The organism is Phenylobacterium sp., assembly GCF_031984885.1.
In the GTDB taxonomy this organism is placed as follows: domain Bacteria; phylum Pseudomonadota; class Alphaproteobacteria; order Caulobacterales; family Caulobacteraceae; genus Phenylobacterium.
In genome coordinates this window covers 1-18693 of record NZ_DAMABV010000027.1, presented here as the reverse complement: position 1 = coordinate 18693, position 18693 = coordinate 1, and the positions used below count along the sequence as shown (strand labels likewise).

Annotated in this window: 12 protein-coding genes and 1 riboswitch; of the genes, 7 read left to right on the top strand and 5 right to left on the bottom strand. The window is 71.2% G+C overall.

Features of this window, described 5'->3' with window-relative positions:
* Positions 1-333: 333 nt before the first annotated feature.
* A complete protein-coding gene (locus RTL41_RS20675; RefSeq protein WP_312167271.1) occupies positions 334-1026 on the bottom strand; it encodes a MarC family protein in 693 nt (230 codons plus the stop codon).
* A gap of 99 nt (positions 1027-1125) precedes the next feature.
* On the opposite strand from RTL41_RS20675, the gene pyrF reads away from it, so the two are divergent.
* Entirely contained in the window at positions 1126-1818 is a 693-nt protein-coding gene (pyrF, locus tag RTL41_RS20670; RefSeq protein WP_312167273.1) for an orotidine-5'-phosphate decarboxylase, read from the top strand.
* Positions 1819-2026: 208 nt separating this feature from the next.
* On the opposite strand, the gene RTL41_RS20665 is transcribed toward pyrF, so the two are convergent.
* Complete coding sequence (locus tag RTL41_RS20665; protein ID WP_312167270.1) at positions 2027-2515, bottom strand: hypothetical protein; 489 nt, start codon at positions 2513-2515, stop codon at positions 2027-2029.
* A gap of 90 nt (positions 2516-2605) precedes the next feature.
* Complete coding sequence (locus RTL41_RS20660; RefSeq protein WP_312167267.1) at positions 2606-2806, bottom strand: DUF1674 domain-containing protein; 201 nt, start codon at positions 2804-2806, stop codon at positions 2606-2608.
* Positions 2807-2899: 93 nt separating this feature from the next.
* Here RTL41_RS20660 and RTL41_RS20655 point away from each other — a divergent pair, with 93 nt between their 5' ends.
* From RTL41_RS20655 to purH, 5 genes are all read left to right on the top strand, one after another.
* A complete protein-coding gene (locus RTL41_RS20655; protein WP_312167264.1) occupies positions 2900-4183 on the top strand; it encodes an RsmB/NOP family class I SAM-dependent RNA methyltransferase in 1284 nt (427 codons plus the stop codon).
* A gap of 50 nt (positions 4184-4233) precedes the next feature.
* On the top strand, positions 4234-4893 hold the full coding sequence (gene rpe, locus RTL41_RS20650; protein WP_312167261.1) for a ribulose-phosphate 3-epimerase: 660 nt from the start codon (positions 4234-4236) through the stop codon (positions 4891-4893).
* A 4-nt stretch (positions 4894-4897) separates the two neighbouring features.
* A complete protein-coding gene (locus RTL41_RS20645; protein ID WP_312167259.1) occupies positions 4898-6622 on the top strand; it encodes a heparinase II/III family protein in 1725 nt (574 codons plus the stop codon).
* Between the two features lie 33 nt (positions 6623-6655).
* Positions 6656-7750, top strand: a complete 1095-nt coding sequence (gene rhuM, locus RTL41_RS20640) for a RhuM family protein (protein WP_312167258.1) — start codon at positions 6656-6658, stop codon at positions 7748-7750.
* Between the two features lie 40 nt (positions 7751-7790).
* Positions 7791-7876, top strand: a riboswitch (ZMP/ZTP riboswitch).
* A gap of 27 nt (positions 7877-7903) precedes the next feature.
* Positions 7904-9496 (top strand): bifunctional phosphoribosylaminoimidazolecarboxamide formyltransferase/IMP cyclohydrolase, encoded by a 1593-nt coding sequence (gene purH, locus RTL41_RS20635; RefSeq protein WP_312167256.1) that lies wholly within the window; start codon positions 7904-7906, stop codon positions 9494-9496.
* Between the two features lie 157 nt (positions 9497-9653).
* Here purH and RTL41_RS20630 read toward each other — a convergent pair whose 3' ends face one another.
* Positions 9654-14483 carry an NAD-glutamate dehydrogenase gene (locus RTL41_RS20630; protein WP_312167254.1) on the bottom strand — a complete coding sequence of 1610 codons (4830 nt, stop codon included), beginning with the start codon at positions 14481-14483 and terminating at the stop codon, positions 9654-9656.
* A 190-nt stretch (positions 14484-14673) separates the two neighbouring features.
* Positions 14674-15810, bottom strand: coding sequence for an AI-2E family transporter (locus tag RTL41_RS20625; protein WP_312167253.1), 1137 nt, complete (start codon positions 15808-15810; stop codon positions 14674-14676).
* Positions 15811-16970: 1160 nt separating this feature from the next.
* Between RTL41_RS20625 and RTL41_RS20620 the strand changes: the two genes are divergently transcribed.
* Positions 16971-18461 (top strand): helicase HerA-like domain-containing protein, encoded by a 1491-nt coding sequence (locus tag RTL41_RS20620; protein WP_312167250.1) that lies wholly within the window; start codon positions 16971-16973, stop codon positions 18459-18461.
* The last annotated feature ends 232 nt before the right edge of the window (positions 18462-18693 follow it).

The window sequence follows — 18693 nt, the reverse complement described above, 5'->3', positions numbered from 1 at the left end:
TCCGGTGTTCATGGGTCCCGGTCTTGCTGCGCAAACCGGGATGACACCTGTTTTTTCTGGTGGCGGCTGGGGCAAGCTGCTTGGTGGATTTTGAAACATCAAGACCACGAAGGACACCAAGAGCACGAAGGCGCCGTGGGGGCGGCTGGCGTGGTGCGAGGGGTGGCGCGCCTCCGGCGCCGTGCTTCCCGTGTCATCCCGGAAAGCCCGCAGGGCTTGTCCGGGACCCATTCGCGCCGTGTCGACGAATGAGGCGCGGCGCTGCCGGGTTCTGACCCATCCGGTGTTCATGGGTCCCGGTCTTGCGGCGCAAACCGGGATGACGCCTTCGGGTCACTTCGCGTAGGGCGCGGCGGCTTCGCGCAGGATGACGCCGGCGGTGGATTCGGCGATGCCGGCCAGGATGAACTGCACGGCCAGGGCGCAGAGGATCAGGCCCAGGACCCGCACGACGATGGTCAGGCCGATGCGGCCGAGCAGGCGGCTGATCAGCGGCGTCGCCCAGAAGATCAGCATGGTGACCAGCGAGAGGGCGGCGATCACCCCCACCCCGACCGCCGCGCCGGCGAGCCCGAAGGTCTTGGCCTCGCTGGCGTAGATGACCACGGTCGAGATCGCGCCCGGCCCGATCAGCAGCGGCATGGCGAAGGGCACGATCATCCGCTCGAAGCGGCGGCGGGCGTGGGCGCGGCCCTCGCCGGCCGGGGCGTCCTGGTCGGCGGCGCCGGCGAAGGCGGCGGTGAAGTCGTCGCGGGCCATCTCCAGGCCGAGCAGGAACAGGATCACCCCGCCGGCGATGCGGAAGGCGGGCAGCGAGATGCCGAAGAACTCCAGCAGCGACAGGCCCGAGAAGTAGAAGAAGGTCAGGAAGCCGAGCACGAACAGCGCGATGTAGACCGAGATCAGCCGCGCATCCTTGGACTTCACGCCGTTGGTCGCCGCCGCGAACAGCGGGACGTTGCCGATCGGATCGATCAGGGCGAACAGGGCGACGAAGAAGTTGACGGCGAAGTCCCACTGGCTCATGCAGGTTCCTTAGCCCAATTCGTCACGCTCGCCGACCGCCCGCAGCGGTCGCGTGCGCCTGCCCGGAAGGATGCCGTCATGGCTGTCGTCGAAGCCCCCGTGCGCGCCGATCCGCGCCTGATCGTTCCGCTGGACGTGCCCACCGTGGCCCAGGCCCGCGCCCTGGTCGAGCGCGTCGGCGAGGCGGTCAGCTTCTACAAGGTGGGGCTGGAGCTGTTCGCCGCCGGCGGCGGCATGGCCCTGGCCCAGGAGCTGAAGGCGCAGGGCAAGCAGGTGTTCCTCGACTGGAAGCTCCACGACATCGGGACCACGGTGCAGCGCTCGGCCGCGGTGCTGGCGCAGACCGGCTGCGACTTCCTGACCGTCCACGCCGAGCCGCAGGTGCTGAAGGCGGCGGTGGAGGGGCGCGGGGACTCGAACCTGAAGATCCTGGGCGTCACGGTGCTGACCAGCCTGACCGACGCCGACCTGGTCGAGATGGGCTTCCAGGAGACCGCCCGGGCCCTGGTCGAGCGCCGCATCCGCCACGCCATCGCCGCGGGGGCGGACGGGGTGATCGCCAGCCCGCACGAGGCCGAGCTGGCCCGCGAGCTGGGCGGCGAGGACTTCCTGGTGGTGACGCCGGGCGTGCGCCCCGACTGGTCGGTCAAGAACGACCAGGCGCGCGCCGCGACCCCGGCCGACGCCCTGCGCGCCGGCGCCAGCCACATCGTCTGCGGCCGCCCGATCACCGCGGCCAGCGATCCGCGCGAGGCGGCGCTGCGGGTGGCGGCGGAGATGGCGGGGGTCTGACCTCGGCGCTCGTCCCGGTTTTGGGGATGACATGGGCGTGGAGGGCGCGTTCAGCGGGCCTCCTCCGATCGTCATCCCCGGCCGCGTAGGCGTGCCGGGGATCCATACGCGCCGGGGTTTTCGGCGAGGCTCGGCGTTTATGGATGGCCGGGACCTGGCGGCCCGGCCATGACGAGCCATGGGGGGAGCCCCGCCCCGGCGGGGGCGATCAGCGGACGCTGATGCTGGTGGAGGACGAGGCGCGGGCGCTGGAGCTGGACCAACTGCTGCGATGGCCGTGGCCGCCGCCGTAATAGTAGCCGCCGCCATTGTAGTAGCGGGCGCCATAGCCGCCGCCGTAGCCGACTCCGCCGCCGTAGTAGCCCGAGCCCATATAGCCGAAGCTGAGCTCGCCCCCGCCGCGGGCGCAGCAGCCCTGGCCCGGCCAGCCGTAGTTCTGCGAGGCGTAGCCGTAGGTGGGCACCTCGTAGCCGCCCTGGCCGCCGCAGCCGCAGGGCGGCGGCGTCGGGGCCACGGCCTGGCGGCGATATTCTTCCTCGTAATAGTCGGCGCCGTTGGGATCGCCGTAGCTGTAGCGATAGCCGCCGTTCTGGGCGTCGCCCCACTGTTGATAGGACGGGGGTTGGGGCGCCTGCTGGGCGTGGGCCGGGTCGGCGACCGCCGCCAGGGCCAGGCCAAGGATCATGCCGGTCCGCATCGTCGTCTCCGCATTCGGAACTTCCGGCGCAGTCTAGGACGCGACGCGGGCGGGGGCGACGCCTTGCCCCTGAGACGGGAACCTCAGGCCCTAGAAATCAACCGCTATGCCCTTGCGCTCCCAGTCGCCGAAGCGGGTCGGCTCGGGTCCGGCCGGGCCGCCGAGCTCGGCCTGGCGGGCCTGGCGTTCCTGTTCGGCGGCGTGGCGCGCGGCGGCTTCCTCCAGGGCGCGGCGGGCGGCCGGGGTCAGGTCCTTGCCGGGGGCGGCGTTGGGCGGGAGATCGTCGCTCATGGTGCTGAATCTAGGCGTTTGCGCGGCTCGGCGCCAGCCGGGAGCGGCGTCATGCCCCTTGCATCGATCGCCAGATGAGGGCACGCCCCGCCGGTGACCGAAGACCGCGACATCGGCCTGCCCGCCCGCCGGGCCGCCATCGACATCCTCTCCTCCGCCCTGGCCCGCCGCGCGGGGGTGGACGAAGCCCTGACCCGGCCCGCCTTCCGCAACCTGGAGCCGCGCGACCGCGGCTTCGCCATGGCCCTGGCCATGGCCACGCTGCGCCGGCTCGGCCCCATCGAGCGGGCGCTGGAGGCGCGGCTGGCCAAGCCGCCGCCCGAGGGCGTGCTGAACATCCTGCGCATCGGCGTCACCCAGGCCTTCGTGATGGGCACCCCGGCCTTCGCGGCGGTGACCACCAGCGTCGACCTGGCGGCCAGCCATTCCTCGACCCGGGCCTTCAAGGGGCTGGTCAACGGGGTGCTGCGCGGCCTGCTGCGCGAGCCGCCGAAGCTGGACGATCCCGAGGCGCTGTGCCCGCCCTGGCTGCTGGCGCGCTGGAGCGCGGCGTTCGGGGGCGAGGCGGCGCTGGCCATGGCGGCGCTGATCGCCGACGAGCCGGCCACCGACCTTTCCCTGAAGTCTTCCGCCGAGGCGGGACGGCTGGCCGCCGAGCTGGAGGCGCAGGTGCTGGACGGCGGAACCCTGCGCACCGCGCGCAAGGGCGACGTCGCGGCCTGGCCGGCCTATGGCGAGGGCGCCTGGTGGGTGCAGGACGCCAGCGCGGCGATCCCGGCCCGGCTGCTGGACGTGCAGCCCGGCGAAAGCGTGCTCGACCTCTGCGCCGCGCCCGGCGGCAAGACCCTGCAACTGGCGGCGGCGGGCGCGCAGGTCGTGGCCGTGGACCGCTCGGCCGCGCGGCTGACGCGGGTGCAGGAGAACCTCGATCGCATGGGCCTGGCCGCCGAGATCGTCACCGCCGACGCCGGCGACTGGGCCGACGAGCGGACGTTCGACGCCGTGCTGCTGGACGCGCCGTGCAGCGCCACGGGCACCTATCGCCGCCATCCCGACGTGCTGTGGGCGGCGCGGCCCAGTGACGTGGCGGCCCTGGCCGGGGTGCAGAGCCGGCTGCTGGATTCGGCCGCGCGGCGGGTGAAGCCGGGCGGGCGGCTGGTCTACTGCGTCTGCTCGCTGGAGCCGGAGGAGGGCGAGGCGCAGGTCGCCGCCTTCCTCAGCCGCCATCCGAGGTTCCGGATCGTCCCGGCCCAGGCCGGCGAGGCGGGGGCGCCGGCCCAGAGCCTGCTGGCCGATGGAACCTTGCGGCTGCTGCCGCATCATCGCCCTGGAGGGCAGGACGGATTCTACGCCGCTCGCCTACAACGCGAAATTTGAAGCCCACGACAACCTTGTCCCCAACCCAACCCTTGGCTAAGTCGAAGACCATGACCGCACCGATCATCGCCCCGTCCATCCTGGCCTCCGACTTCGCCAAGCTCGGCGAGGAAGTGGCGGCGATCGAGGCGGCGGGCGCCGACTGGGTGCATGTCGACGTGATGGACGGCCACTTCGTGCCCAACATCACCATCGGGCCGGACGTGGTGAAGGCGCTGCGGCCGCACGCCAAGATCCCGTTCGACGTCCACCTGATGATCGCCCCGGCGGACCCCTATCTGGAAGCCTTCCGCGAGGCCGGCGCCGACTATATCAGCGTCCACCCGGAGGCCGGGCCGCACCTCAACCGCACCCTGAAGCGCATCCGCGAGCTGGGGGCCAAGGCCGGGGTGGTGTTCAACCCCTCGACCGACCCGTCGGTGATCCAGTGGATGATGGACGAGATCGACCTGATCCTGGTGATGTCGATCAATCCCGGCTTCGGCGGCCAGAAGTTCATGCACTCGCAACTGCGCAAGATCGAGGCGCTGCGCAAGATGATCGACGCCAGCGGCAAGCCCATCGAGCTGGAGGTCGACGGCGGGGTGACCCCGGAGACCGCGCCGCTGTGCGTCTCGGCCGGGGCCACGGCGCTGGTCGCCGGCACCGCGGTGTTCAAGGGCGGCCCCAGCCAGTACGCCGACAACATCCGCGCCCTGAAGGGCGGCTGACCGCGTGGCCGGCGCGCCTCCGGCGATCTTCAGGCATCCGGCCGGCCTGTGGGGCCAGGCCCTCGTCCATGGCGCCCTGCGCCAGGCCCGGCGCGACTGGGCCGGCTCGCCGCTGCATCGCGCCCTGCTGGCGCGGCCGCGGCCGCAGGGGCTGGCCATCGCGCCGAAGGACCCGCGCCCGGCCGACGCCGAGAGCGGGCGCCGCATCCTGGCCGGCCGCTTCCTGTTCGCCGGGGTGGTGCTGGAGGTCGGGGCCGGCGGCGACCCCTGGGACCGGCCGAGCCCCAGTCACGGGTTCGCGGTCGGGCTGCACGGCTTCGACTGGATGCGCGACCTGCTGGCCCTGGGCGAGGAGGGGGCGGCCGAGGCGCTGCGCCTGACCCTCGACTGGCGCGGGGTGTTCGGGCGCTGGAACGCCTTTTCCTGGAGCCCCGAGGTGCTGGAGCGGCGGGTGCTGCACCTGGCCTGCGGGGCCAAGACCATCTGCGCCAAGGCCTCGGACATGGAGTCCGGGCTGATCGCCCAGGACCTGGCCCGGCAGGCGCGGCACCTGCTGTCGCTGTCGGACGGCCCGGCGCGCGCGGCCGAGCGGGCCTGCGTCGCGGCGCTGGCGGGGGCGGCGCTGGCGGGCGAGGCCGGCGAGCGGCTGATGGCCCGGGGCCTGGCGCGGCTGGTCAAGGCGCTGCCGGCCAGCGTGCCGCCCGACGGCGGCCATGCCAGCCGCTGCCCGCGCGCGGCGCTGGAGCTGCTGCTTGACCTGCAGATCCTCGACGACGCGCTGGTGCAGCGCGGCCGCCCGGCCCCCGAGGAGATGATGCGGGCCATCGACCGGCTGGCCGGGGCCGTGCGGTTCTTCACCCTGGCCGACGGGGCGCTGCCCGAGCTGCAGGGCGGCGAGGCGGGGACCCGGGCCTATGTGGCCGCGGCCCGGGCGGCGGAGAACGGCGGCGGGGCCAAGCCGCCGGCGTCGCGCAACGGCTATCACCGGCTGGAGGGCCGCAGCCTGCAGATCTTCGCCGACGCCGCGGCCCCGGCCCAGGGGGCGTGGAGCGTCACCGCCTGCGCCCAGCCGCTGGCCATGGAGGTGCTGGCCCAGGGCCGGCGGCTGATCGCGGCCAGCGCCTGGTCGCCCGAGGCGGCGGGGCCGCAGGCCCTGCGGCTGGTCGACGCCTCCTCGACCCTGTCGATCTCCGACGAGCCGTGCGGCGAGCCGCTGCGGGGGTTCCGGGCCGCGGCGCTGGGGCCGCGGCTGGTCGGCGCCTACAGCCACGTCGAGGCGCGGCGCTACGAGACCGAGCAGGCGCTGTGGCTGGAGCTGGCGCACGACGGCTGGGTCCGGCGGTTCGGCCTGCGCCACGAGCGGCGGCTCTATCTGGACCTCGTGGCCGACGAGCTGCGCGGCGAGGACATGCTGGTCCCGGCGGCGCCCGGCGACATGGGCGAGGCGGGGCGGCGGTTCATTCCGTTCAAGGTGCGCTTTCACGTCCACCCCGACGTCAGCGCCAGCCTGGCCCGCGACGGCAAGAGCGTGCTTCTGCGCACCGGCGAGGACGACCACGGCTGGTGGCTGCGCAACGACGCCCAGGGCGCCGACATCGAGACCAGCGTCTATTTCCAGGACGGCAAGGCGCGGCGGGCCCAGCAGATCGTGCTGCGCGGCCAGGCCCGGGCCGAGAGCGGCGCCAAGGTGCGCTGGAAGTTCGCCAGCGCGGCGCCGGCGGCGGGGTAGCTCTGCAGGGCGGCTTGGCTCCGCGCCGCGCGCATGTTCTACTATCGTTCTCTTTTGGAGGGCGGGCGCACCATGTCGATGATTGACGCTTCGGGCGATGAGCCGGTCCGCGTTTTCGAAGATGCGGACACGGGCCACCAGTTCCTGGTCTACGGAACCGACCAGGGCGTTCGGGTCGAGCTACGGTACGACGGTGATGCGCTTTGGATGACCCAGGCCCAGATGGCGAGCCTCTTTGGGAGGGACGTGTCGGTCATCTCGCGGCACATCGCCAATGTGCTGGAAGACGGGGAGCTGGCTGAAGAGACTTCTTTGCAAAAAATGCAAACAAGTGGCGGCCGTCCAGGCACGCTCTACAGCCTCGATATGATCATCTCGGTCGGATACCGCGTGAGTTCGACCCAAGCGACGCTGTTCCGGAAGTGGGCGACAGCGGTTCTGGTCCGCTTCGCGACAAAGGGCTTCGTGATTGACGCCGAGCGTCTGAAGGCGCCTGGCGGTCAGGATCGCATCGCTGAACTGCGAGACGCGATACGCGATATTCGTGCGTCGGAAGCGAACGTCTACGCCGAGCTTCGCGCAATCTGCGCCATGTGCCAGGACTATGATCCGCAGTCAGAGGCGGCCCGGGATTTCTACCGGCAGACCCAAGCGAAGCTGTTCTATGCAGTGGTCAATCATACGCCCTCGGAACTGATGATAGGCCGAGCGGACGCGACCGCTCCCAATATGGGCCTGCAAGTCTGGCCGAAGACCGAAATCCGGCAGCAGGACGCCGTGATCGCAAAGAACTACCTGGCTCCTTCCGAGGTCAAGGAACTGAATCGTTTGACGACGATCCTGCTCGACATCTTCGAAGATCAGTTGGATGTCGGCCGCTTGACGACCATGGCTGAGGCCGCTCAGCTCTTGGAACGCCAACTGCGGCAGCTAGGCCGGCTGGTGCTAAAGCACGGTGGCCAGGTGCGGCATGATCAGGCCGAGCGACGCGCCAAGGCCGAATACCGGAAATTCGATGAACGCCGAAAGGCCGAACGGGTCGCCGACGCTGACCGCGAGTATGCAGCGCTCAAGGCGTTGGGACGAGCGCTGCCTAAGTCGCGCAACCGAAAACCCAAGGACGACTAGGCGCCGCATTGACCGCGGCGCTCTGCGGGCCTAAGTCCGCGGCGTTCCGCGTGACTGGCGAAATCTGAGGTGGGCGACCACCGGGGAGCGCGGGACCTCATCACGCCGCTCGCCTGGGCATTTTCCTTTTTGAACCCTTCGAAGGAGACTGCCGTGCCCGCCGCCCCGAATTTCCCGCCGGCTCCCGACCGCGTCGTTCCCAAGCGCGCGCTGATCTCGGTGTCCGACAAGACCGGCTTGGTCGAGGCCGCCAGGGCGCTGGCCGCGGCCGGGGTCGAGCTGGTGTCCACCGGCGGCACGCGCGCGGCGATCGCCGACGCCGGGCTGGCGGTGAAGGACGTCTCGGAGCTGACCGGCTTCCCGGAGATGATGGACGGGCGGGTGAAGACCCTGCACCCGATCGTGCACGGCGGGCTGCTGGGCGTGCGCGACGCGGCCGAGCACGCCAGGGCGATGGCCGACCACGGCATCGGGGCGATCGATATCGTCTATGTGAACCTCTATCCGTTCGAGGCGACGGTGGCCAAGGGCGGGAGCTTCGAGGACTGCGTCGAGAACATCGACATCGGCGGGCCGGCCATGGTCCGCTCGGCCGCCAAGAACCACGGCTATGTGGCGATCTGCACCGAGATTTCCGACCTGGAGGAGGTGCTGGCGGAGCTGAAGGCGGCCGGCTCGACCTCGCTGGCGCTGCGCAAGACCCTGGCGGCCCGCGCCTATGCCCGCACCGCCTCGTATGATGCGGCGATCTCGGCCTGGTTCGCCAAGGAGCTGGGGGGCGAGGCGCCGCGCCGCCGCGCCTATGCCGGCGAGCTGGTGCAGACCATGCGCTATGGCGAGAACCCGCACCAGGCGGCCTCGTTCTACCGCTTCGCCAATCCGCGGATCGGGGTGGCGACGGCCCGGCAGCTCCAGGGCAAGGAGCTCTCCTACAACAACATCAACGACACCGACGCGGCCTATGAGCTGATCGCCGAGTTCGACCCGAAGGCCGCTCCGGCCTGCGCGATCATCAAGCACGCCAATCCCTGCGGCGTGGCCACGGGCGGCTCGCTCGCCGAGGCCTATGAGCGGGCTCTGGCCTGCGACCCGACCAGCGCCTTCGGCGGCATCGTGGCGCTGAACACCCGGCTGGACGCGGCCACCGCGGCCAAGGTGCTGGAGGTGTTCACCGAGGTGGTGATCGCCCCCGAGGCCGACGAGGACGCCGTGGCGCTGTTCCGCAAGAAGAAGAACGTGCGGCTGCTGGTCACCGGCGGCCTGCCCGACCCGCACGCGCCGGGCGACACCTTCCGCTCGGTGGCCGGGGGCTTCCTGGTGCAGAGCCGCGACACCGCCCGCCTGACGGCGGCGGACCTGAAGGTGGTGACCAGGCGCGCCCCGACCGACGAGGAGGTGCGCGACATGCTGTTCGCCTTCACCATCGCCAAGCACGTGAAGTCGAACGCCATCGTCTACGCCAAGGACGGCCAGACCCTGGGCGTCGGCGCCGGCCAGATGAACCGCAAGGACTCGGCCCGGATCGCGGCCCTGCGCGCCGCCGACTTCGGCCTGGACCTGAAGGGCTCGGCCTGCGCGTCGGAAGCCTTCTTCCCGTTCCCGGACGGGCTGCTGCAGGCGGCCGACGCCGGCTGCACGGCGGTGATCCAGCCGGGCGGCTCGATCGGCGACGACAAGGTGATCGAGGCGGCCGACGAACGCGGCATAGCCATGGTGTTCACCGGCGTGCGGGTGTTCCGGCACTAGGGGACGGAAGTCCCCCTCACCCCGACCCTCTCCCCCAAGGGGGCGAGGGAGCCCTTGGGCCGGATGCTCCCCCTCCGGGGGAGCTGTCAGCGAAGCTGACTGAGGGGGGACTTCCGACTGAGAAGACCCCCTCCGTCTCGCCGTAGAGGCGCGAGCCCTACCTCGCCTCGACGCTCGCCAGTTCGCGCAGGGCGGCGTTGGCGATGGTGAGCTTGGCGAAGGACCAGGCGCCGCCGGCCGCTTCGATCTCCTCGACCGCCTTGCGGGCGGCCTGGGCGACGTCGTGGCGCTGGGCGGTCCAGGCGGCGATGGCGGCCTGGGCGGCTTCCTCGCTGCCGCCGGCCCCGGTCTCGGCGAAGGCGGTCACCGCGCGGGTGACGGCGGCCTGCTCGGCCAGCAGGTCCTCGACCAGGCGGCGGACGGCGGTGCGCTCGAAGGCGTCGCCGGCCGTGAAGCCGCCGGCCGCCGCGCGCAGGCGGTCGAAGGCGAAGGCCTGGCCGACCTGGTGGTAGAGCCGCGCGGCCCCCTCCAGCTTCCAGTCCGACGCCTCGGCCAGGTCGACCAGGTCGACGGCGACGGTCAGCGGCTGCAGGCCGGCGACCTGGCGGGCCAGGGCCTCCGGCGCGCCGGCGTCGACCAGGCGCGCGACCTGGGCTTCCAGGCGCGCGCGCTCGACCGGCGAGAGGATCTCCGGGACCAGCTTCTTGAGGGCCGCCGCGCCGGGGCCGTAGCGCCTGACCAGGGCCTCGACGCCCTGGCCGCCGCGGGCGGCGCGGCGGGCCAGCCAGAAGGTCTGGCCGCGCAGGGCGTAGGCCAGGCGCCGGTAGAGGGCCATCTGGCCGGCGGCGGGGATCTGGCCGTCGAGGGCCGAGACCTGGTCCCAGAGGGCGGGCAGGCCGAGCACCGCCTTGGCCGCCTCGTAGGCGGTGACGAAGGCGGTGACGTCGCAGGACGCCGCCGCCATCAGCCGGGTCGGGAACGAGGGGCCGCAGCGGTTGATGGCGTCGTTGGCGACCACGGTGGCGATGATCTCGCGGCGCAGGCGGTGACGGCGCAGGGCTTCGTCGTACTTGCGCACGCCCTTGGGGAAGTAGCCCTCCAGCAGGTCCTCGAAATAGGGATCGTCGGCGACCGGGCTGGCGGCCATGTCGCCCTTGAGCTCCAGCTTGCCGTAGGCCAGCAGCACCGATTCCTCGGGCCGGGTCAGGCCCTTCCCGGCCTGGCGGCGTTCGGCGATGACGCTCGCGTCGGGCAGGCCCTCGACCGCGCGGTCGAGCTGGCCGCGGGCTTCGAGGTGGGCCATGTAGCGGGCGTGGGGCTCCAGCTCGCCGGCCGCGTCCAGGTCCATCAGCGAAAGCGCCAGGGTCTGGTCGTAGTTGTGGGCCAGGACGTGGCGGGCCACGTCGTCGGTCATCGACTTCAGCAGCCGGTCGCGCTGCTTGCGCTCGAGCACGCCGGTGCGCTCGAGCATGCCGGTGAGGATCTTGATGTTGACCTCGTGGTCGGACGAGTCGACCCCGGCGGAGTTGTCGATGGCGTCGGTGTTGACCCGGCCGCCGCGCAGGGCGAACTCGATGCGGCCGGCCTGGGTGAGGCCGAGGTTCGCGCCCTCGCCGACCACCTTGACCCGCAGGTCGGCGCCGTTGACGCGCACGGCGTCGTTGGCCTTGTCGCCGGCGTCCGACTGGTTTTCGCGCCCGCCCTTCACATAGGTGCCGATGCCGCCGAGATAGAGCAGCTCGGCCGGGGCCTTGAGGATGGCGCTGATCAGCTCGGCGGGGGCCAGGGCGTCGGCCTCGACGCCGAGCATGGCCCTGACCTCCTTCGACAGCGGGATCGACTTCAGGCTGCGGGCGAAGACGCCGCCGCCCTTGGAGATCTTCTTGCGGTCGTAGTCGTCCCAGGACGAGCGCGGCAGCTCGAACATCCGCTGGCGCTCGGCGAAGGAGGCCGCCGCGTTCGGGTCGGGGTCGAGGAAGATGTGGCGGTGGTCGAAGGCGGCCTGCAGGCGGATCTGCCGGCTGAGCAGCATGCCGTTGCCGAACACGTCGCCCGACATGTCGCCGACCCCGACCACGGTGAAGGGCTCGGCCTGGATGTCCTTGCCCAGCTCGCGGAAGTGGCGCTTGACCGCTTCCCAGGCCCCGCGGGCGGTGATGGCCATTTCCTTGTGGTCATAGCCGGCCGAGCCGCCGGAGGCGAAGGCGTCGCCCAGCCAGAAGCCGTAGGACTCGGCCACGCCGTTGGCGATGTCGGAGAAGGTCGCGGTGCCCTTGTCGGCGGCCACGACCAGGTAGGGATCATCGCCGTCATGGGCGATGACGCCGGCCGGGCGGATCACCTGGCCCTCGGGATCGAGGTTGTCGGTGATGTCGAGCAGGCCCTGGAGGAAGGTCGTGTAGGCGCGGATCGCCTCGGCGCGGACCACGTCGGGGGCGCCGCCCTTGGGGAGCTGCTTGGGATAGAAGCCGCCCTTGGAGCCGACCGGCACGATCACCGCGTTCTTGGTCTGCTGGGCCTTGACCAGGCCGAGCACCTCGGTGCGGAAGTCGTCGCGGCGGTCGGACCAGCGCAGGCCGCCGCGCGCGACCGGGCCGAAGCGCAGGTGGACGCCCTCGATGTGCGTCGCCCAGACGAAGATCTCGCGATAGGGCCTGGGCAGCGGCAGGTCGGAAAGCTCGCCCGAGGCGACCTTGAAGCTGATGTAGGGCTTGGGCTGGCCGTCCTCGCCGAGCTGGTAGTAGTTGGTCCGCTTGATGGCCCCGACCAGCAGGGCCAGGCGGCGCAGGACGCGGTCGTCGTCGAGGCTGTCGACCTGCTGCAGGGCCTGGACGATCTCGTCCATCACCTTGACCGCCTGGGCGGTGCGCTCGCCCAGGTCGGCCTGGATGGCCGGGTCGAACTTGGTGCGGAACAGGTCGAGGATCAGCCGCGCCACGCCCGGATGGTTGGAGAGCGCGGTCTCCTGCACCCGCTGGCTGGGATCGAGGCCCGACTGCTGGCGGTAGCGCGCCAGGGCGCGGATCAGCGCCGCCTCGCGCCAGGAGATCGACAGCTCCAGCACCATGCGGTTGAAGCCGTCGCTCTCGGTGGCCCCGGTCCAGACGGCGGTGAAGGCGTCCTCGAAGGCGCTCTTGACGTCCTCGAACACCAGATGCTCGCCGTGCTGGTCGTCGAGCTCGAACTCGTGGACGAACACCCGGCGGCCGCCGGCCGGCAGGATCGGATAGCCGGTCTCGACCATGGCCTTGAGGCCCATGTTCTCGAGGATCGGCAGCACGTCGGCCAGCGGGGCGGGCGAGCCGGGGCGATAGAGCTTGAAGCGCAACTGGGTCTTGGAGTCGGCGGCGCGGCGGAAGGCGCGGATGCGCACCGGCTCGCCGGCCTTCAGGCTCTCGATGACGGCGATGTCGGCCAGGGCCTCGCCGGCGTCGTAGCGCTCGCGATAGCCGGCGGTGAACGCCTCGGCGTAGCGGGCGACCATGTCGGCGACCTCGGCGCTGGCCCGGCCCGAGGCGCGGACGGCGGCGGCGAAGCGGTCTTCCCAGGTCCGCGCGGCGGCGGCGATCTGGGTTTCCAGCGACTTCAGGTCCGGCTCGGCGTGGTGGCCGGGCTGGAAGCCGATGATGAAGTGGACGCGGGCCAGCGGGGTGTCGGAGAAGGCCGGGTAATAGGCCGAGACCCGGCCGCCATAGGCGTCGGCCAGGATCTCGCCGGCGCGCTGGCGCAGGTCGGAATCGTAGCGGTCGCGCGGCACGAACAGCAGCACCGAGGCGAAGCGGTCGAACGGGTCGCGCCGCTCGAACAGCCGCACCCGCGGGCGGTCGTAGAGGTGCAGGATGCCCAGCGCCGCGGCCAGCAGGTCGTCCTCGGACGCCTGGAACAGCTCGTCGCGCGGATAGGTCTCCAGGATGTTGCGCAGGCGCTTTTCGTTGTGGCTGCCGGGCGCCTTGCCGGCGCGGGCCAGGACGTTGGCGACCTTGGCGCGGACCAGCGGCACGGTATGGGCCGGCTCGTCATAGGCCTCGGCGGTGAACAGGCCCACGAAGCGGATCTCGCCCGAGGGCTTGCCGTCGGCGCCGTAACGCTTGACCCCGACATAGTCCATGTAGCCGCGGCGGTGGACGCGCGAGCGCAGGTTGGACTTGGCGACGGTGACCGGGTCGGAGGCCAGGCTGGCCTGGACCTGGGCGGTCAGCAGGGCCGGCTCGGACGAGCGGCGCAGCACGGTGCGCGCGGGATCGCGCAGCACGCCCAGGCCGTCCTCGGGCTGGTACAGCGGTTCTTCCTTGGCGTAGCCGCCGTCCTCCAGGCGCGGGTACTCGTAGACCCGGGCGCCGAGATAGACGAAGTGCTCGTCGCGCAGCCAGCGCAGGAACTCCAGGTCCTCCGCGCGGGCCGGGCCGGTGGTCGAGGCCTCCAGTTCGGCCAGGGTGCGGGCCATCAGGTCCAGCATGGCCGGGAAGTCGTCGACGGCGGCGGCGACGTCGGCCAGGGTGGCGCGCAGGCCCTCGATCAGGGCCGCCTCGCGGTCGGCCCCGACCCGTTCGAGGATCACCTGGATCATCGATTCCCGGCGCGGGGCGCCGTCGTCCCGGCGCGCGCCCTTGCCGTCGCGGGCGATCTCGACGACGGGGTGGAACATGGCGCGCACCGACAGGCCCTGGTCGGCGATCTCGCCCATGACGCTGTCCACCAGGAACGGGGCGTCGTCCTGCAGGATCTCCAGCCGCTCCAGCGCCGGCGCGCCCTCGACGGGGGCCAGGCGGATGACCGGGTCCGCGCCCTTGCGGGTGGCGGCGAAGGCCCAGAAGTCGGCCAGCAGCGCGGCCAGGGCCTTGGCGGAAAGTTCGGGAAGCTCGTCCGGCGCGGCGTCTTCCGCGGCCTGGGCGACGAAGGCCTGGGCGGCGGGGCTCTCGCCGGCCAGGGCGGTGAAGGCGCTGATCAGGTTGCGCTGGGCGCTGGTCAGCCGGGGTCGCTTGCTCATCGGAAGGCCCCCGATGCGAGGGCGCCGCCGGAGGAGAGAGTCCGGCGGCGCTTGGCTCCACCTTGGGGGGAAAGGCGGAGCGCTCGGGGCTCGCAGCGGCGGGGGCTGACGCCTGAGCCGCCTTGGTTTCGGGGGGCTCCCGAACGGACTTTAGATAGGAAGGAAGCGAACAAGTTGAAGGCCTTGATTTTCAGTCTCGGGGTTCACGCTTGCGTGACGGGGGGGAACGTCGTTTCGGCGTCGGCGGTTCGTCGGGCGAAGCCGCGGGCGTGCGGTCGCGGAGCTTTTCGGGCTGGCCGTCGGCCGACAGCAGCACCGCCAGCCAGCGGGTGCCGTCGAACTGGGCCAGGATGACCATGGCCATGACGGTGAGCGGGGTGGACAGGAACATCCCGGTCATCCCCCAGATCAGGCCCCAGAAGGCCAGGCTGAGCAGCACGACGATCGGGTCCATGTTCAGGCTGTCGCCCTGCATCCGGGGCAGGATGATGTTGCCGACCACGAACTGGATGGCCTGCAGCACGGCCAGCAGGATGATCGCCGGCCAGAAGCTCTCGAACTGGATGAGGGCGAAGACCGGCGGCGCCAGGATGCCCACCGCCCCGCCGATCACCGGGATGTAGGAGGCGATGAAGATCAGGAAGGCCCAGAACACCGCATTGTCGAGGCCGACCGCCATCATGGCGATCCAGGACGCGAAGGCGATGATCAGGCCGGTGACCGTCTGGACCCACAGGTAGAGCTCCACCCCGTCACGGATGCGCAGGAAAGCGGCCATGGCCTCGTTGCGCTCGGCGTGATGCGGGAACAGCCCGATCACCTTGCGCTGGAAGCCGCGCCGCGCGGCGATGATGAACCCGAGATATATCAGGATGAAGAAGGCGTCGGAGGCGAAGCCCTGCAGGCCGCGGGCGAGGTTGGCCAGATAGGCGCCGGGATTGAGCTGGCTGACTAGGTCGCTGAGGGTGGGCGGCACGTCCATGCCCAGCAGGCCGGCGATCTGGGCGATGAGGTTGTTCAGCCGCGGGGTGTAGGTGACGAGCTGGCTGACGAAGGCGCCGGCGTTCTCGGCGATGATCACGCCCGAGGCGCCGAACAGCAGCACCGACAGGACGATGGCGGTGGGCAGGGCGGCTTTGGGGCTGAGCCAGGGCAGGCGCTGGCGGATCACCCGGGCGAAGCCGTCGATCATCACCGCCAGGAAGACCGCCAGGGCCAGGGGGGTGAGGATGCCGCGCAGCAGGTACAACGCAACGCCGGTCGCGATCACCGCCAGGATGACGAGTGAGACGCGGACCGTATGGGACTCTGAAGTTCTGACGGACATGAGATCTTTTTGCGGTGGTGGTTCCCTGGCGACTGTCAGTGTCAGGGCCTGCCGCGTCAATTTGGACCATCCCTACCCCGGTTTGACCGGCGTGGGGAGTGTCTATGCCGTCAAGACGCAGTCCTGCGGTGCAACCTCATCGCTTCCGCAGAAAATTCGGCAATGAGATTTCGCGGGGGCGGTTCGGGGGCGGTTCGGGGGCGGGGTGTCGCCTATGGCTTTCTCCATGCTCGTCATGGCCGGGCCGGCAGGTCCCGGCCATCCATAGGCGCCGAGCCTGGCCGAGGACCCGCAGCGCGTATGGATCCCCGGCACGCTTGCGCGGCCGAGGATGACGATCAGGGGAAGGGGGGACCGGCGGCGTCCGGATGCTCCCCCGCTGGGGGAGCTCCCGGCCGTAAGGCCGGGTGAGGGGGACTTTAAAGCCGCCAGCGCCAGACCTGGAAAGTTCCCTGAGCTTCAATGGTCCAACTCGAAGTTCGGCAGGAGTCGCAGTCCCCCTCAGTCCGCCATTCGGCGGCCAGCTCCCCCAGAGGGGGGAGCATCTGGAGCGGGGGGCGCCTATGGATTTCTCTAGGGTTCGTCATGGCCGGGCCGGCAGGTCCCGGCCATCCATAGGCGCCGAGCCTGGCCGAGGACCCGCAGCGCGTATGGATCCCCGGCACGCTTGCGCGGCCGAGGATGACGATCAGGGGAAGGGGGGACCGGCGGCGTCCGGATGCTCCCCCGCTGGGGGAGCTCCCGGCCGTAAGGCCGGGTGAGGGGGACTTTGGGTCTGGCAGCGCCAGGCCTGGGAACTTCTCTGAGCTTCAATGGTCCAGCTCGAAGTTCGGCAGGAGTCGTGGTCCCCCTCAGTCCGCCATTCGGCGGCCAGCTCCCCCCGCTGGGGAGCATCTGGAGCGGGGGGCGCCTATGGATTTCTCCAGGGTTCGTCATGGCCGGGCCGGCAGGTCCCGGCCATCCATAGGCGCCGAGCCTGGCCGAGGACCTGCGGCGCGTATGGATCCCCGGCACGCTTGCGCGGCCGGGGATGACGATCGGGGGAGGCGGGCGATCGCCCGCCCGCCGGGGAAGGGCGCGATCACGCATTGAAAACAGCCTATCGCGCTGGGGCGTGGCTGCGGCTAGCTTCGCAGGATACGAACCTTGCGGAGTCAGCCATGTCCGACAGCGTCCTGATCGGCTTTTCGGATCACCTCGAGAGCCTCCTGCTCAACCGGGCCAACCGTCACGGCCTGGTCGCCGGGGCGACCGGAACCGGCAAGACCGTGACGCTGCAGGTGCTGGCCCAGGGGCTGTCGGACGCCGGGGTGCCGGTGTTCGCGGCCGACGTGAAGGGCGACCTGTGCGGCGTCGCCCAGCCGGGGACGCCGAACCCCAAGTTCGAGGAGCGGGCCAAGCTGATGGGGCTGACGCTCGATCCGCAGGCCGCCCCGACCGTGTTCTGGGACCTGTTCGGCGAGCAGGGCCATCCGATCCGGGCGACGGTCTCGGAGATGGGCCCGCTGCTGATCTCGCGGATGCTCGACCTCAACGACGTGCAGGAGGGGGTGCTGACGGTGGTGTTCCGCGCCGCCGACGACGAGGGCCTGCTGCTGCTCGACCTCAAGGACCTGCAGGCGGCGCTGAGCTTCGCGGCCGAGAACGCCAAGGAGCTGGGGACCAAGTACGGCAACGTCTCGCCGGCGACGGTGGCGACCATCCAGCGCAAGCTGCTGGTGCTGGAGGACCAGGGCGGGGCCGGGTTCTTCGGCGAGCCGGCGCTGCAGCTCTCCGACATCATGCGCACCGACGGCTCGGGCCGCGGCTATGTGAACATCCTGGCGGCCGACAAGCTGATCGCCAGCCCGCGGCTCTATGCGACCTTCCTGCTGTGGCTGATGAGCGAGCTGTTCGAGGAGCTGCCCGAGGTCGGCGATCCGGAGAAGCCGCGCCTGGCCTTCTTCTTCGACGAGGCGCACCTGCTGTTCCGCGACGCGCCCAAGCCGCTGCTGGAGAAGGTCGAGCAGGTGGTGCGGCTGATCCGCTCCAAGGGGGTCGGGGTCTATTTCGTCACCCAGAACCCGGCCGATATCCCCGAGACGGTGCTGGGCCAGCTCGGCAACCGCATCCAGCACGCCCTGCGCGCTTACACCCCGACCGAGCAGAAGGGGCTGAAGGCGGCGTCCAACTCGTTCCGGGCCAATCCCGCCTTCGACACCGCCCAGGCGATCCAGGGGCTGGGGGTGGGCGAGGCCCTGGTCAGCGTGCTGGACGAGAAGGGCGCCCCGACCGTGGTGCAGAAGACCCTGATCCGGCCGCCGGTCTCGCGCCTGGGGCCGATCACCCCGGCCGAACGGGCGGCGATCATGGCCGCCAGCCCGGTGCGCGGCCTCTATGACGCCGCCAAGGATCGGGAGAGCGCCTACGAGGTGCTGAAGGCCCGCGCGGCGGCGGCCACGCAGGCCGCGCAGGCCCCGGCGAGCGGATCGCCGTGGGGCGGCGGCCAGGCTCCGGCCCCGGCCCCGCGCCAGCGCGCGCCGGCCCAGCCGCGGGCGTCGAGCCGCCAGTCGATGGGTGAGGCCTTCACCAAGTCGCTGCTGCGCCAGGCCGGCAGCACCATCGCCCGCGAACTGATGCGCGGCATCCTGGGCGGGATGAAGAAGCGGTAGGGGTCTCCCTCCCCCGTGCTCCCCGTGTCATCCCGGAAAGCCCGCAGGGCTTGTCCGGGACCCATTGACGCCGCGTCTGACGAATGAGGCGCGGCCCTGCCGGGTTCTGATCCATCTGGTGTTCATGGGTCCCGGTCTTGCTGCGCAAACCGGGATGACACCTGTTTTTCTCCGGTGGCGGCTGGCGCAAGCTGCTCGGCGGATTTTGAAACACCAAGACCACGAAGGACAC